This window comes from Desulfobaculum senezii, assembly GCF_054657395.1.
On record NZ_BAAHYU010000003.1, the window covers coordinates 648,380 to 662,713 of the forward strand.

13 protein-coding genes are annotated in these 14,334 nt (G+C 63.2%); 5 read left to right on the top strand and 8 right to left on the bottom strand.

The genetic code is table 11. The features are described 5' to 3' along the window. The first annotated feature begins 191 nt into the window (after positions 1 to 191). Positions 192 to 1,145 (top strand): hypothetical protein, encoded by a 954-nt coding sequence (locus tag ACYQ2T_RS11950; RefSeq protein WP_459900817.1) that lies wholly within the window; start codon positions 192 to 194, stop codon positions 1,143 to 1,145. Positions 1,146 to 1,211: 66 nt separating this feature from the next. Then, positions 1,212 to 1,922 (top strand): aspartate/glutamate racemase family protein, encoded by a 711-nt coding sequence (locus ACYQ2T_RS11955; RefSeq protein ID WP_459900818.1) that lies wholly within the window; start codon positions 1,212 to 1,214, stop codon positions 1,920 to 1,922. Between the two features lie 81 nt (positions 1,923 to 2,003). On the opposite strand, the gene ACYQ2T_RS11960 is transcribed toward ACYQ2T_RS11955, so the two are convergent. From ACYQ2T_RS11960 to ACYQ2T_RS11975, 4 genes are all read right to left on the bottom strand, one after another. Further along, on the bottom strand, positions 2,004 to 3,143 hold the full coding sequence (locus ACYQ2T_RS11960) for a hypothetical protein (RefSeq protein WP_459900819.1): 1,140 nt from the start codon (positions 3,141 to 3,143) through the stop codon (positions 2,004 to 2,006). A gap of 43 nt (positions 3,144 to 3,186) precedes the next feature. Beyond that, entirely contained in the window at positions 3,187 to 3,456 is a 270-nt protein-coding gene (locus tag ACYQ2T_RS11965; RefSeq protein ID WP_459900821.1) for a cysteine-rich small domain-containing protein, read from the bottom strand. Beyond that, on the bottom strand, positions 3,446 to 4,804 hold the full coding sequence (locus tag ACYQ2T_RS11970; RefSeq protein ID WP_459900823.1) for a YhjD/YihY/BrkB family envelope integrity protein: 1,359 nt from the start codon (positions 4,802 to 4,804) through the stop codon (positions 3,446 to 3,448). Before ACYQ2T_RS11970 ends, ACYQ2T_RS11965 begins: the two co-directional genes overlap by 11 nt. A 136-nt stretch (positions 4,805 to 4,940) precedes the next feature. Continuing rightward, a complete protein-coding gene (locus tag ACYQ2T_RS11975; protein WP_459900825.1) occupies positions 4,941 to 5,495 on the bottom strand; it encodes an HDIG domain-containing metalloprotein in 555 nt (184 codons plus the stop codon). A gap of 180 nt (positions 5,496 to 5,675) precedes the next feature. Between ACYQ2T_RS11975 and ACYQ2T_RS11980 the strand changes: the two genes are divergently transcribed. Further along, positions 5,676 to 6,965 carry a VgrG-related protein gene (locus ACYQ2T_RS11980; protein ID WP_459900827.1) on the top strand — a complete coding sequence of 430 codons (1,290 nt, stop codon included), beginning with the start codon at positions 5,676 to 5,678 and terminating at the stop codon, positions 6,963 to 6,965. Between the two features lie 372 nt (positions 6,966 to 7,337). On the opposite strand, the gene ACYQ2T_RS11985 is transcribed toward ACYQ2T_RS11980, so the two are convergent. Together ACYQ2T_RS11985 and ACYQ2T_RS11990 are read right to left on the bottom strand one after the other, a co-directional pair. After that, positions 7,338 to 8,381, bottom strand: a complete 1,044-nt coding sequence (locus tag ACYQ2T_RS11985; protein ID WP_459900829.1) for an HDOD domain-containing protein — start codon at positions 8,379 to 8,381, stop codon at positions 7,338 to 7,340. 74 nt (positions 8,382 to 8,455) lie between these two features. After that, positions 8,456 to 9,229: an SDR family NAD(P)-dependent oxidoreductase gene (locus tag ACYQ2T_RS11990; RefSeq protein ID WP_459900831.1), complete on the bottom strand. Its 774-nt coding sequence runs from the start codon at positions 9,227 to 9,229 to the stop codon at positions 8,456 to 8,458. 85 nt (positions 9,230 to 9,314) lie between these two features. On the opposite strand from ACYQ2T_RS11990, the gene ACYQ2T_RS11995 reads away from it, so the two are divergent. After that, positions 9,315 to 12,206, top strand: coding sequence for an insulinase family protein (locus ACYQ2T_RS11995; protein WP_459900833.1), 2,892 nt, complete (start codon positions 9,315 to 9,317; stop codon positions 12,204 to 12,206). A gap of 79 nt (positions 12,207 to 12,285) precedes the next feature. On the opposite strand, the gene ACYQ2T_RS12000 is transcribed toward ACYQ2T_RS11995, so the two are convergent. Further along, positions 12,286 to 12,927, bottom strand: coding sequence for a cyclase family protein (locus ACYQ2T_RS12000; RefSeq protein ID WP_459900835.1), 642 nt, complete (start codon positions 12,925 to 12,927; stop codon positions 12,286 to 12,288). Between the two features lie 85 nt (positions 12,928 to 13,012). On the opposite strand from ACYQ2T_RS12000, the gene ACYQ2T_RS12005 reads away from it, so the two are divergent. Continuing rightward, positions 13,013 to 13,459 (top strand): Fur family transcriptional regulator, encoded by a 447-nt coding sequence (locus ACYQ2T_RS12005; RefSeq protein ID WP_404843564.1) that lies wholly within the window; start codon positions 13,013 to 13,015, stop codon positions 13,457 to 13,459. 162 nt (positions 13,460 to 13,621) lie between these two features. On the opposite strand, the gene ACYQ2T_RS12010 is transcribed toward ACYQ2T_RS12005, so the two are convergent. Beyond that, positions 13,622 to 14,119, bottom strand: coding sequence for an RrF2 family transcriptional regulator (locus ACYQ2T_RS12010; protein ID WP_459900837.1), 498 nt, complete (start codon positions 14,117 to 14,119; stop codon positions 13,622 to 13,624). Between the last annotated feature and the right edge of the window lie 215 nt (positions 14,120 to 14,334).

Genomic DNA, 14,334 nt, shown 5'->3' on the forward strand with positions numbered 1-14,334 from the left:
CGGTTTCACAAAGCCCCCGTCACCGGGGGCTTTGTTGTTTTTTGCGGGGTGTTGTGGGCGGTGGGCGATGCTGATAGGCTAACACGCCGCATCCGCCGCACGGGTGGCGGAGCGGCCCCTCCCGGCCCGATTTGCGCCTGTTGAGCTTTGCCGGAAGCTCCGCAACGATGAGACATAACGGATGACACCCCATGGATTTTGACCTGCTCTGGAATGGTTTGGGCTGGCCGCTGTGCCGCCTTATTTTCTATATTTCCCTTGGCCTGATGATTGGCAACCTTATTGAGGCGCTGAACTGGACGCGCGCCGTGGCGCGCGTGGCCGAGCCTATTACGCGCATCGCCCGCCTCAAGGACGTAACCGGAGCCAGCTTTTCCATGGCGTTTTTCTCGGGCATTGCGGCCAACACCATGCTGGCCGAGGCGCACGAGAAGGGCACCCTGTCGGACAAGGAGCTGATGATCTCCAACCTGTTCAACAGCCTGCCGACGTATTTTTTGCACATGCCCACGCTGTTTTTCATCACCGTGCCGTTTATTGGCAGCGCGGCGGTGGTGTATGTGAGCCTGACCCTTGGCGCGGCGTTTTTGCGCACGGCCTTCATCATTCTTCTCGGGCGGCTGGTCTTGCCGCCGTTGCCGCCGGGCTGTGTGACGTGCCGCTTGGACGAACAGCGCAGCGCGGGCTGGCGTGAAGCCCTCAAGAAAACGTGGAGCCGCTTCAAAAAGCGCATCCGCAAGATTTTGCGCATCACAGTGCCCATCTACATCGCCATCTACCTGCTGAACCGCTACGGCGCGTTTGGAGTGTTTGAAGACTTCTTGGCCGAGCATGTGTCCTTCTTCTCGTGGCTGCCGACAGAGGCGCTGTCCATTGTGGTCTTCCACGTGGCGGCGGAGTTTACGGCCGGGCTGGCAACGGCTGGCGCGCTGATTCAGGACGGGGCGCTGACCACGCGGGAAATCGTCCTCGCATTGGTGCTGGGCAATGTGCTGTCCTCGCCCATGCGGGCGTTCCGCCACCAGTTCCCGTACTATGCGGGCATCTTTAAACCGCGTATCGCCCTGCGGCTTATCGCCGCCAACCAGACGCTGCGCGTCCTGTCCATCATCACCACGGGCACGCTGTATTATTTCTTTGGATAAGAGGAGCCGGGGGGTGCCCGGACCTTCTCTCGCACACACGACATATTGACCACACCGGAGCCGACAATGCGACGTATTGGCCTTCTTGGCGGCATGAGCTGGGAATCCACCATTGAGTATTACCGCATCATCAACGAGGAAGTGGCCCGCAGGCTGGGCGGCGTGCATTCCGCCGACATCGTGATGCAGTCCTATGACTTTCAGGAGGTCGCGGACCTTATGCATGCCGGGCGCTGGGACGATGTCGCGGCCAAGCTGACGGCGACGGCGGAGTCCCTGATTGCCGCCGGCGCTGAGTGCATGCTCATCTGCACCAACACCGTGCACAATATTGCCCCCAAGCTGGAGTCCGCCATTTCCGTGCCGCTTTTGCACATCGCCGACGCCGCGGGCCGTGAATGCACGGCGCGCGGGTGGTCGCGTGTGGGCCTTTTGGGGACGGCCTTCACCATGGAGTACGACTTCTACCGGGGCCGCCTTGCCGATGCCCATGGCGTTGAGGTGTGCGTGCCGGATGAGGCCGAGCGCAAGGAAATCAACCGCATTATCTTTGAAGAGCTGGTGAAGGGCGAACTGCGCGACGACTCGCGCGCCACCTACCTTGAGGCCATCAGCCGCTTGCAGGACAACGGCGCACAGGCCGTGGTGCTTGGTTGCACGGAAATTCCGCTGCTGGTCGGCCCCGAGCACACCGACGTGCCGCTGCTGGATACCACGCGCCTGCACGCCCTTGCGGCGGTGGAATTCGCCCTTGCGGGCGAAGGCGCGGCCAGCTAGCCGCCGGCTCCAGAGCACAGCACAAAAACAGCCCGGTATGCGTGACGCATACCGGGCTGTGTGTCGTTGTATGGGCCGGGGCTACTGCGCGGTGGCGCTGGCGGCATCGGGTGCGGGGGAACTGGCGGCATTGGCCGCAAGGGCGGTGGTGTCAAAGCCCTTCAGGTCCATGGCCAGCTCCTCGCTGAGGGAGGCAATGGCGCCGATGGCGTTGATGTATTCCTTGTCCGTGGTCAGCCGCCGGGAAATCCACGTGGCGATGTCCATGACGTCGCCTTCGGACAGAAGCTTGCGGGTTTTCTTGGGGGAGGCCATGGACAGGATGGTGGCGCGCATGCTGTCGCGCTCCACAAGGGCCTTTTTGATTTCTGCGGAGATGCGGTCCAGCTGCTTGGCCGGTGCGTCCTGCGCCTCAAGGTCGGCGTAGGCGCCGTAGGCGTCGGTGACGCGGCGGGCGGCGCGGCTGTAGCGCTCCATCACGTCCACAAGGTCGCGGCGCTTGGCAAAGGCGCGGAAGGTGCTGCCCACCTCGCGGACCATGGCCGCGTAGACGTCCAGCATGTTTTCGGCTTCCTTGGCGGTGAGGGCGCGGAAGGCGTAGCCGCCTTCGGGGGCCTTGAATTCGCGGGTCTGGTGCATGCCTTCTTCGGCAAGGGCGGCCACAAAGGCGTCGCCAAACAGGGCGTACACGGTGCGCAGGACGATGGGCGACATCAGGTGGCGCAGCACGGCGGTGCGGCCCTCTAGAACATCGCGCGAGCCGGTGCGCAGGCCCGTCAGCTCAATGCCGTAATGCATGTTGAGCTTCTTGAACGTGAGGGTGGTGAGGCCGCTGCCGGAGGGATTATGCCGGGTCCGCGGGGGGTGGTAATTGGTGGCGCACAGGCGGGCAAGGTCGCGGATAAAGTCCGGCGTGACCACGGCGTCCGTGCGCTGCTCGCTGGGGGTGGCGTTGCCGCGTACCTGCGAGGCGTTGGTCTCCTGCGCGGGGGCAGCGGGCTGGGGCTGGGCCGTCGCCTCTGCCGTGGCGTTGCCGTCGTCAGTCACGGGCACGCGGGGCAATTCGGACAGATACGAGGCCGCGCCGTCGGCTTCGTCCTGCCGCGATTCGGTCTGTGCGTCCGGTGCTGGGGCGGTGCGGGCATTCCACTGCCAGAATCCGGCACCAATGGCAATGAGGACCACTGCGAGGGTGAGGAGCGATTTGCGTTGGGCGTTCATGTCGGTCTGTCCTTTGGTTGCGCTGTTGCTGCCGAGGTGCTGGTTAGCTTTCGTCGTCGGATGCGGCGCGCATCCGTTCGAACTCGGGTTTCAGACGGGCGAGGACATGCTCGTAGCCGCCGGGGGAGTGCGGGACGGTGCAGTGGGTGCAGTCCTTCACCTTGCCGCGCCATGTGGGATTGCCGCCGCAGTCCTGCAGAAAATACAGGGGACAGAAGCAGAACAAGCAGTTGAAATGCTCTGGGTCTGCGCCCTTGTGGCAGGGAAAGTATCGGCAATCCGTGTTGCGGAAATACTTGTGGTTATGTTCCATCTGTGTGTCGCGTCTCTTCATCGTGCCGAGATGTATCGCAAAAGGCGTGCCCTGCGCAATGCGTTGCAAAGGCGTCCAGGGTCAGGTTGCCGTCGCTTGCCCGCGCGGCCTGCCCGATTTGCGCAAATATGGGAGCCAGAAAGTCGGCGTTGCTTTCAAAGGGCTCGCGTCCTGTGGTGTCCCTGTACAGGGCCAGCGATTGCATTACGTCCACGATGCGAACGCTCTGCGGGGGACGGGCAAGGGTGTATGCCTCGCCGCGCTCGCGGTCAACTTTAACCACCACGCCGCTTTGGGCAAGCATGAACATCACATGGTTCACCAGCTTCACCGGCGCGCCAAGGCGGTGGGCGATGTCCTCATTGGTGGGTGTGGGCCGTCCGCTTTGAAACATATGCGTGATAAGGGCGAGGACGAGTACCCCCAGCTTTTGCCTGTCGTCAAAGCTGTACTCGTTCATGCGCGCCTCGCTGTAGTAGCTTTCGCTATACTGGAGGGCGAAGCAGATTTCCGCGCCCAGCAGGACGATAATCCAGCTGATAAAGGTCCAGATGAGAAACAGCGGCACCTGCGCAAAGCTGCCGTAGATGGCGTTGTAGTTGGTGGAGGTGGCTTGGTACTGGATGTAGGCCATTTGCACCAACTGCCACAGGCTGCCAGCGATGACCGCGCCGCCGAGGGCGGCGGGAAAGCGCACCCGCGTGTTGGGGATAAAGACATAAATAAAAATAAGCGCCAGCCACGTGGTGAAATAAGGCAGCAGCTTGAGCAGGGCGATGTACAGCGTGCTGAAGACCGAAACGCTCAGAATCTGTTGCACCACGTGCGTACTCTGGAGCGACGCCGTGGAGCTGATGGCGACGATGATGAGCAGTGGGCAGACCATGGTCACGGCCAGATAGTCCGAGAACTTGCGCCACAGGCTGCGCTGGCTCTTGACGCCAAAAATGGAATTAAAACTGGCCTCAATGTTCCCCAGCAGCGAGATAACCGTCATGAAGAGCAGTGTCACGCCGGCTACGCCCAGCGTGCTGACGTTGGTGTTGTTAATGTAGCCGATGATGGTTTCCACCACCTCGGGGTTGCCTGTGGTGGCCTGCATGAGCAGGGTGCGGATGAAGGTAGAGTTCTGGAACCCAAAGCCCTTGGAAATGGAGAACGCCACGGCCAAAAGCGGCACCATGGAGAGGACGGTGGTATAGGCCAGCGCCGAGGCGCGCAGCAGGCACTGGTCGGCCACAAAGCCCCGGCCGATCATATACAGCCAGCGCATCAGGCGCGCCAGCTGCTTTTCGGCAAAGGAGCTGGTTTCATCAAGTGGGTCGTGAACGCGGGGGAGGCGGAACACGGCGTCCTCCAGTGGTGGCGCGGATGCGGGCATCCGCTGGGTGAGCGTTTGGCGGGCACGAAGGGCGCTGTGGCGGCTTCGTGCCCGTGTTTGGTTTTCGTCAAACTGGCGCGGGGTGGGCGCGCGCCATAGGGGGCTAGGCGATGCCGGTTTCCTCGGCCACACCGGCCATAGCGGTGATGGACAGGGTCAAAAACGCGCCAAGGTCCATGCCCAGCTTGTCACACTCGTGGATGCGCTCGCGGTTGACGCTGGCGGCGAAGGATTTGTCCTTCATTTTCTTTTTCAGGCTTTTGGCCTTCATGCCGTCCATGCGGGTGGGGCGCACAAGGGCGGCGGCGGAGATGAGGCCGGTGACGGTCTCTGCCGCGCGCAGGGCGTAGTCGAAAGTGCTCTCGGCGGCAACGCCGGTGCATTCTTCATTGTGGGCAATGATGGCGTGCAGGGCGTCTTCTGGCATTTTCCCGTCCAGCATATCTTTGGCCATGGCGCCGTGTTGTTCGGGGGTGTCTTTGGTCATGGGGTAGTCAAGGTCGTGCAGCAGGCCGGTGATGCCCCACAGCTCGGCGTCCGCCTCAAACTGCGGCGCAAGGGCGCGCATGATGGCTTCGGTCTGCTTGGCGTGATTGATCAGGTGCGGTTCGGGATTTTGCGTGGTAATAAGGGCCAGCGCTTCGTCTCGTGTCATCATTGGTATCTCCTCAAAAAGATAATGTATGCGGCAAGCCTACAGGAAAGACGCCAAAAAGGGCAAATGCTTCGCTGGAATTGCGGTGTTTCAGTATCTAGGCATGCTTATTGCTTAATACCCTGCTGAGAGGGGGAATCGTCGGTTTTTCGACGTCGTCATTCCCGTTAGGAGAGCGTGTACATGAATAGATTAAGTAGCATAACCAAACAGATTGCGGCGCTTCAGAAGATATCGCAGTTCCGCGGCGGGCAGGGCCTGCCGCTAGGGGATGCGGCCTTTGGCAGTATGTTGCAGAGCATTCTTACCGGCGGCCCGGGAACATACACGGGCGTTGAAGGCCAGCTGATGCTGGGCCGGGAATTCATAAACGGTATGACCGGTGAGGGCGGGGCGCATCAGGCCAGCGAATTCGCAGGGCTGACGGACGCCTCCATGCTCATCGACACGTTGTCGGACTCTGGCGGCGACGCGCGGAGCGGCGGCGAGGGAACCTTCCCCGGCGCGCTGGGCGGCGCCAATGCGTTGGCAACCATGCTGGAGACCCTGCGTAACGTCCACCACAGACAACGCGCCGAGGCCATGACCACGGCGCAACACCACGGCGCTGCGGGCGATTCCTTTGCCACAGTCAGCGCCAAGACCGACGCCGGCGCCCAGCCAGGCAGTGCGGCCGTGCAGGCCGCCAAGGCCGGGACCACAGCTGACGCCGACGCTGCGGCAGGCGCTGTAATGGCGCAGGCCGCAGGCCACACGTCCGCTGAATCGCCCTCACGGCAGGCGGCAACGCAGGCTATGGAAAATAAGGCCTATGGCAGTCGCGAGGCCGCGCGCCTTGCAGGCTTGCTGGCGGCGCGTTTTGAATCCAATGGCGACCCCGGCGTGATCGGGTATGACCGGGTGGGCGGCACGTCCTACGGCATGTATCAGATTTCATCGCGCGCGGGGACCTTTGACGGTTTTCTGACATACCTTGACCGCCACGCGCCCAAGTGGGCCGAGGCCCTGCGCGGTGCGGGCAAAGCCAACACTGGTTCCACCACGGGAGCCGTTCCCGCCGCGTGGAAGGATATTGCGCAGGCGGAGCCGGAGCGCTTTGCCGATGTGCAGCACGAGTTCATCCGCGAGACGCACTTCCTGCCGGCGGCGCGTAAGGTGGCCGAGCTGACAGGGCTGGACCTTGAAGGCGAGGGCGGCGTGCTGGCGCAGGTGCTGTGGAGCACCGCCGTACAGCACGGGGCATCCGGCTCGGCGCGCATCTTTGCCAGCGCCGTGGATGCTGTGAACAGAAATGGCGCCGATGACTTTGGCAAGTCGCTTATTCAGGAAGTGTACGCCCACCGCAGCGGCCAGTTTGGCTCCTCCACGGAGCGGGTCCGCAGTGCGGTGCACAGCCGCTTTGCCAGCGAGATGGAGCTTGCGCTGTCGCTGTTTGACGGCGGGGATACGACCCTGTCCGGCATGCTTGCCTAGAAGGGCGGAGACCGGCGGCGTTTTGGCCGTGTAACGCGGTCATCCTGTGGGCGCGGACTGTCCGCGTGCCTTGCGCCGCGTTCTGTTAGAATCGTCTGCAAGACAACGGGCCAGCTTGGCCGGAAAAAATACGCGGCGCGTCAGCTTTATGGCGCGCTTGTGGCGGCGGGCCACGCTTTTCAACCCCGGATGCGGCAACGCGTCCGGGGTTGGTGCATGTGGGGCTGTGGCGGACGCCGCGCGCCATAGGGCAGGGGAAGGTTCCCGGCCGTGCGGCGGCGGAGCGGCAGAGGGCACTGTCTGGGCGCACTGTTCGGGCGTAAGAGCTGGGCGCGATAGCTGGGCGCGGCACCTTGGACGACCCGTGCGGGGTTAGGCTCCATCGTGCAAGAGAGCGTGGAGGGTTTCGTCAATCTGCTCCTGCGCGCCGTTGACGCAGGCGGGTAGGTCATCCGGGGTAAGGCGCAGGGCGTCCCACGCTTCGCTAGAGAGCGGCGGCACAAGGCGCTCTGTGGTGTGGCCGTGGAACAGCGCGCAGGAGAGAATATCCGCAAGGTGGATAACGGCGGAGGCCTCGGGCTTGGAGGCGCGCGCCGGGTCGTGGTGGTAAAGCACGGCGTTGACAAGGCTAAAGGGCAGGTTCCACTTGCGCAGCAGCATGCCGCCAAGGGTGGCGTGGTCAACGCCAAGGGCCTCGCGCTCGGCCTCGTAGAGCAGTATGCCCTTGGCCCGGGCGGTGGCAATGGCGTCGCCAAAGCGGTCCGGGGCGACCTTGCACAGGGCAAGGCGCCCCACGTCGTGCAGCAGCCCCGCGACGAAAAAGCGTTCCGGCTCGCCCGTGGCGCTGCGCACGGCAATGGCGCGGGCCAGCACGCCCACACTGATGCTGTGCCGCCAGAAGTCCTCCATATTGGTAAGCTCTTCCGGAATGCCGGTGAACATGGTCATGACCGAGGTGCCAAGGGCCAGGGTGGACAGCTGCGCCGTCCCCACCACGGCCACAGCGCGCGAGATGGTGTCAATCTGCGAGGGAAAGCTATAGAACGCGCTGTTCACCAGCCGCAGCAAAAAGGCCGTCAAACTGGTGTCCGACGAGATAACCCGCGCCACGTCGCTGGCTGAGGAACTGGTGTCGGCGATGACCGTTTGCAGTTCGGCATAGACCGAGGGCAGGGACGGCAGGGAGATTTCATCGCGCAGCAGGTCTATGGCGCTGAGCGGGGCCTGCGGTTGAGGCAGGGGCGGCGTGCTGCCCGGCTTCGGCGGGGTCAGCGCGCCGCTTGCGAGGGCTTCTGTGGTATCGGTCATGGCGAGGCTCTGGAGCATGGCCATGGCCGGATGCGAAAGGTCCGCAAAGGCGAATTGGCGGTCAACAAGTGCCTGCGCGGTGGTGTGGTGTTCTGTCTGCGTGGTCATGGACTGTCTGTTCCTGCGTGGTGTCGTTGTGGTGTGCGCCGCGCCGTGCGGCGAGGCGGTGGGCATGCGGGGCGTTAGCCCGAGGCATCCGCGACGGTGGCAATGCCGCCATGAAAACGCCGGACGCCGCCCTCAATGAGGGAGACGAGGGCGCAGGCGGATTCTTGCGGCGTCAGCAGCTCGCCGCGCTCGTGCCAAGCGCTGAAAACGGCGCTGACCTTCTCCGCCATTTCGCCCGTGCTGGCGCGGGCCTTGGTCTGCATGGGCGTGTCCACAATGCCGGGGCGGTAGACCATGGACGCCACCTGCGGCAATTCCACAGCCAGCTGGCGGACCATGTGCTCCTCCGCGGCCTTGGCCGCGCAGTAGGCGGCGATGCCGGGCTGGGTGATTTCCGCCGCACCGGAGCCAAGGAAGACGGCAAAGCTGTTTTCCACATGCCGCAGGGCGGGCATGGCCGTATGGATGAGCATCCACGCGCCATGCACGCTGGCGTCAAACACGTCCTGAAAGCGGTCCGGGTCCAACTCCCACAGCGCGGGGCCGGGGGCCAGCACGCCCGCCGCGTGGATGAGGCCCGTAAACGCGCCCATGTTCATGGCCGTGGCGACAAGGCTTTCTGCGACCTTGGCCTTTGCGACACTCCCGGCTATCATGGCGTGATCGCCGGAGAACCCTGCCTCGTGCGAGGCGTTTGCGCACGCCTCCAGCGCGGCTTTGAGCGGATCAACAGCTCTGGCGGACAGCACAAGGCGTGCTCCGCGTTCGGCCAGTTCCTGCGCGGTGGCGCGGCCCACGCCGGACGACGCGCCGGTGACGATGACGGTTTTATTTGCGAGAAAGCTCATGTACAACACCCTTCGTGGCTAAAAAAACGACAAAGTACCGCCGCCTTGGCTCCCTTTAGCCCTTGGCGCAAAGCGGGAGGAATGGATGACGATTATACACGGATTCGAGTTGCTTGTTGAGAAGGAAATTGCCGAACTCGGCGTGAAGGCGCGGCACTTCCGCCATCAGAGGACCGGCGCGGAACTCATGAGCCTGACCTGCCCCGACGAGAACAAGGTCTTTGGCGTCAGCTTCCGCACGCCCCCGCGCGATTCCACAGGCGTGCCCCACATTCTGGAGCATTCCGTGCTGTGCGGCTCCGCCAAGTACCCGGTTAAGGAGCCGTTTGTGGAACTGCTGAAGGGCTCGCTCCAGACCTTCCTCAACGCCTTCACCTATCCGGACAAGACCTGCTACCCCGTGGCCAGCACCAATGTGCAGGACTTCTACAACCTTGTGGATGTCTACATTGATGCCGTGTTCCACCCGCGCATCACCGAGCAGATTTTCCAGCAGGAAGGCTGGCACTATGAGCTGGATTCCCCAGAGGGCGAGCTCACCCGCAAGGGCGTGGTCTTCAACGAAATGAAGGGCGCGTACAGCTCTCCGGATAGCCTGCTGCACGAATTCTCCCAGCGCGAGCTGTTCCCGGATACCACCTACGGGCTGGACTCCGGCGGCGACCCGCGCCACATCCCGGACCTGAACCATGAGATGTTCATGGAGTTCCACCGCACGTTGTACCATCCCTCCAACGCGCGGTTCTGGTTCTATGGCGATGACGACGAAGACACCCGTCTGAAGATTTTGGCCGACGCCCTCAGCGGCTTTGAGGCGCTGACCGTGGACTCCGAGGTGGAGGTGCAAACGCCCACCAATCAGCCCGCCGTGGTGGAGCGCCACTACGCTGGCGGCGCGGACGCCAAGGCCATGTTCACCATGAATTGGCTGCTGCCCGAAACCTCGGACCGTGACCTTGCCCTGCGCCTGCAGGTGCTGGAGCATGTGCTCATTGGATTGCCGTCCTCGCCGCTGCGCCGCGCGCTGATGGAATCCGGCCTTGGCGAGGACCTCGCCGGAGTGGGCCTTGAGGACGAACTGCGCCAGATGTCCTTTTCCGTTGGCCTCAAGGGCATGGACGCCGAAAACCGCGAAAAGGCCGAAGGCATCATCCTTGATGTGCTGCGCGGTCTTGGCGAAAACGGCCCCTCGGACGAGATGGTGGAAGCAGCCCTGAACAGCGTGGAATTTGACCTGCGCGAGCAGAACACCGGGCGCTTCCCCAAGGGCCTGTCCATGATGCTCATGTCCCTGACCACGTGGCTGTACGATGGCGACCCCTTTGCGCCGCTGGCCTTTGAGGGCCCCCTTGAGCGCCTCAAGGCCGAACTGGCCGAGGGCGTGCCCGTCTTCCAGAACCTGCTGCGCGAGTACCTGCTGGGCAACGGCCACCGCGTGACCGTACTCCTGACTCCGGACCCGGAGCTGGCCGAACGCCGCGACCGCGAGGAACGCGACGAGCTGGCCGCCATCAAGGCCGGAATGAGCGAGCAGGACGTGCAGGCGGTTATCGACTCCGCCCGCGCCCTGAAGGCCGCGCAGGAGGCCCCGGACAACCCCGAGGACCTCGCCACCATCCCCATGCTGGGCATTGACGATTTGCCCGAACAGGAAAAGGCCATCCCCACAGCCGAAACGGATGTGGCCGGTGTGCGCGTCCTGAGCCACGACCTGCCCACGCAGGGCATCGTCTACCTTGACGCAGGATTTGACATCCGCGGTGTGGCGCAGGCCGATGTGCCGCTTATCCCGCTGTTTGGCCGCGCGCTGCTTGAGATGGGCACCGAGAAGGAGGACTTCTCCACCCTGACCATGCGCATCGCCCGCAAGACCGGCGGCATTGACCCCGACACCTTCGTGGCCGAGACCGTGGACGGCGACACCGTGGCGCGCCTGTTCCTGCGCGGCAAGGCCATGGCCGCCAATACCGGCGACCTGCTCGATATTTTGACGGATGTTCTGCTCACCGCCCGCTTTGATGACAAGGACCGCTTCCGCCGCATTGTGCTGGAGGAAAAGGCGCGCATGGAACAGCGCCTCATCCCGGCTGGGCATATGGTGGTCATGTCGCGCCTGCGCGCCCGCGCTGGTCTGGCGGGATGGATGAACGAGGCCATGGGCGGCGTGGAGGAGCTCTTCTTCCTGCGCCAACTGCTCAAGGATATTGACGCGGATTGGGACAGCGTGCGCGCCCGCTTGGAGGGCCTGCGCTGCGCTATCATCACCCGCCGCGACATGCTGGTGAACGTGACGGCGTCCACAGAGGCGCTGGCTGGCGTTAATGGCGCGCTGGGGGATTTCCTTGGCGGGTTGCCCGAAGCCTCGGGAACGCCCGCCGCGTGGACGCCGCAGGCCCTTCCGGCCCGCGAGGGGCTGACCATCCCCGCGCAGGTGAACTACGTGGGCAAGATTGTGGACCTCAAAAAGGCCGGCTACGCCTTTAGCGGCGCGCACCTGTGCGTGAACCGCTACCTGCGCATGGACTACCTGTGGGATCAGGTGCGTGTGCAGGGCGGCGCGTACGGCGCGTTCAGCGCGCTGGACCGCTTTAGCAAGACCATGGCCTTTGCCTCCTACCGCGACCCGAACCTTGACGGCACATTGTCGGTGTACGACGGCGCGGCGCAGTATCTGCAGAGCCTCAGCCTCGACAAGGACGAACTGGTCAAGAGCATCATCGGCGCCATGGGTGAAGTGGACGCCTACATGCTGCCCGACGCGCAGGGCTACACCGCCATGGCGCGCATTCTGGTGGGCGATACGCCAGAGCGCCGCAGCGCCATGCGCAAGGAACTGCTAGCCACCACGCAGGCGGACTTCAACGCCTTTGGCGAGGTGTTGGCCGCATTGATGCAGGACGGCGATGTGGCGGTCCTTGGCTCCAAGGACGGCATCACGGGGTCCGCCGCCGGACTTGCGGTGACGGACGTCATGTAAGCTTCCGTCTCCTCTGCCGGAGCACGGCCAAAAAATGAACAGGGCGGCCCGGAATGCATTCCGGGCCGCCTTTTTTGTGTTACGTGGCGGGGAGAAGGACCGCCCGGACGGGCGAGGCCTCAAGGTCCGGCATGGACAGAGGCAGACAGCATAGAGTGTACAGCCCCGGCGCGGCGTGGTGCAGGTTCAGGTTTTCCAGCAGCAGAATGCCGCGCGAAAGCAGCGCATGGTGCACCGGCAGGTCATGAGCGCTGGCGGCGTCAACGGACGGGGCGTCTATGCCCACAAGGCGCAGGTCCCGCCCGGCGAGGGCGCGCCCCGCATCCGGAGTGAATGCGGCAAAGTCCGGCGAAAACTGCCCGGGATGCGCGAGGCCGTTTCGGGTGTTGCGCGTGCGGAACAGGACCGCCTGCGGGCCGCCCTCAGGCAGTGCGGCGATATGCTGGGCGGTGACGTGCGGGGCGTCCTGAATATCCACCACCAGCGCGTGGAGGATAAAATTATTCGGGGCGTAGTCCCCAAGGCGCGCGCCGCCATCCAGAATGTGGGCGGGGGTGTCGATGTGCGTGCCGCTGTGCGCGCACAGGCTAAGGCTTGACGTGATGCCGCCTGTATCCGATGTTGCGGCAGCAGTTGTTGAGAATGTCGGGTCCCCGGGCCACGGGGCATCCTCGCGCCCAAGGGCGAGGGAGATGTCGATGCAGTTGGCGTGGGGATTCATGAGTGCTCCGGTATGAGTTGTGCAGCCAGCTTGACAGAATGCTTCTAGCTTGAATAAATGCGAAAAAATGCCAAGGGGACGTAGCATGAAAGAGGCGCTCGAAGTTTTTTCCGATTACCTCAACAGAAAGAACCTGAAAATGACGCCGCAACGGCGGTTGATTTTGGACATCTTTCTGGAGGAGAAGGGCCACCATACCTCCGAGGATCTGTACACTATCGTCAAGAAGGCCGATAAGTCCATCGGGCAGGCCACGGTGTACCGCACCCTCAAGCTGCTCTCGGAATCCGGGCTGGCCAAGGAAGTGAACTTTGGCGACGGCGTCACCCGCTACGAGCGCAAGTACGGCCACTCCCATCATGACCACATCATCTGTCAGGAATGCGGCAAGGCTCTTGCCGTGGTGGATGAACGCATTGAAGAGTTGCAGGAAAAGCTGGCCGAGGCCCACGGCTTCATCCTGACCGGACACGAGATGTATCTGTACGGCATCTGCGCGGACTGCCGCAGCAAAAAGGCCGAACACGGCTAACACGTCGTCCGCGCCACCACGCCAGTACCCCATATGACCACACTGCGCCGCTTCGTTCCGAGGCGGCGTTTTTTTTGTGCGCACCTGCGAGGCGCGGGGGCGCACGCAAAGACCCCGGGCGAGGCTGAGGTTGCGGGGATGTGGAGGGGGAGAGGTGGCGCCTTAGCTGGCGGCGTCCACGGGGTCGGCCATGGCGATTTTCGTTTCGGAAAGTGTGGGGTCTGATGCGGGGCCAGAGGGCAGGCCCTCCGCGCGGGAGATTTCCTTTACCATGTCGGCAACGCTGACGGCGTTGAGGGTGTCGAACATGCTGCGCGCGGCGTTGTCCCACAGCTTGCGGGTGGGGCAGCTGTTTTGTGCTTCACAGCACTGAGGGTTCGCGGTGCAGTCGATGATGTGCCGGTCGCCTTCAAGGGCGCTGACAATGTTGCCGATGTGGAGGTCTTCTTGCGGCAGGGCAAGCATATGCCCCCCGCGCGGCCCACGCTTACTGAGGATGAAACCGTGGTCCTTGAGGATTCTGATGAGCTTTTCAAGATACTTGACCGAAAGTCCTTGGCGTGCAGCGACATCGTGTATCCGGACCGGTGAGGACTGACCGTTCACGGCGATGTCGAGCACCATTCGCAACCCGTAGCGGCTTCGGGTCGAAATGCGCATGGTCGGCTCCTTGGACGGGGTGAGGCATGGGGTGCACAGTAGCTCCAAAGGGAAAATGCAAAAAATCAATGCAATAGAGCATGTTTTTCGTATGCAAAAGCGGCAATGGCGTCAAGTGGTGCGTTGTCCTACTTAGTCAGTAGGGTGTGGGGTGGTGCTGGAAAACATCCTTGTGAGGTATGGATATGCTGGCGCAACGATTAGCTGTAACGCAA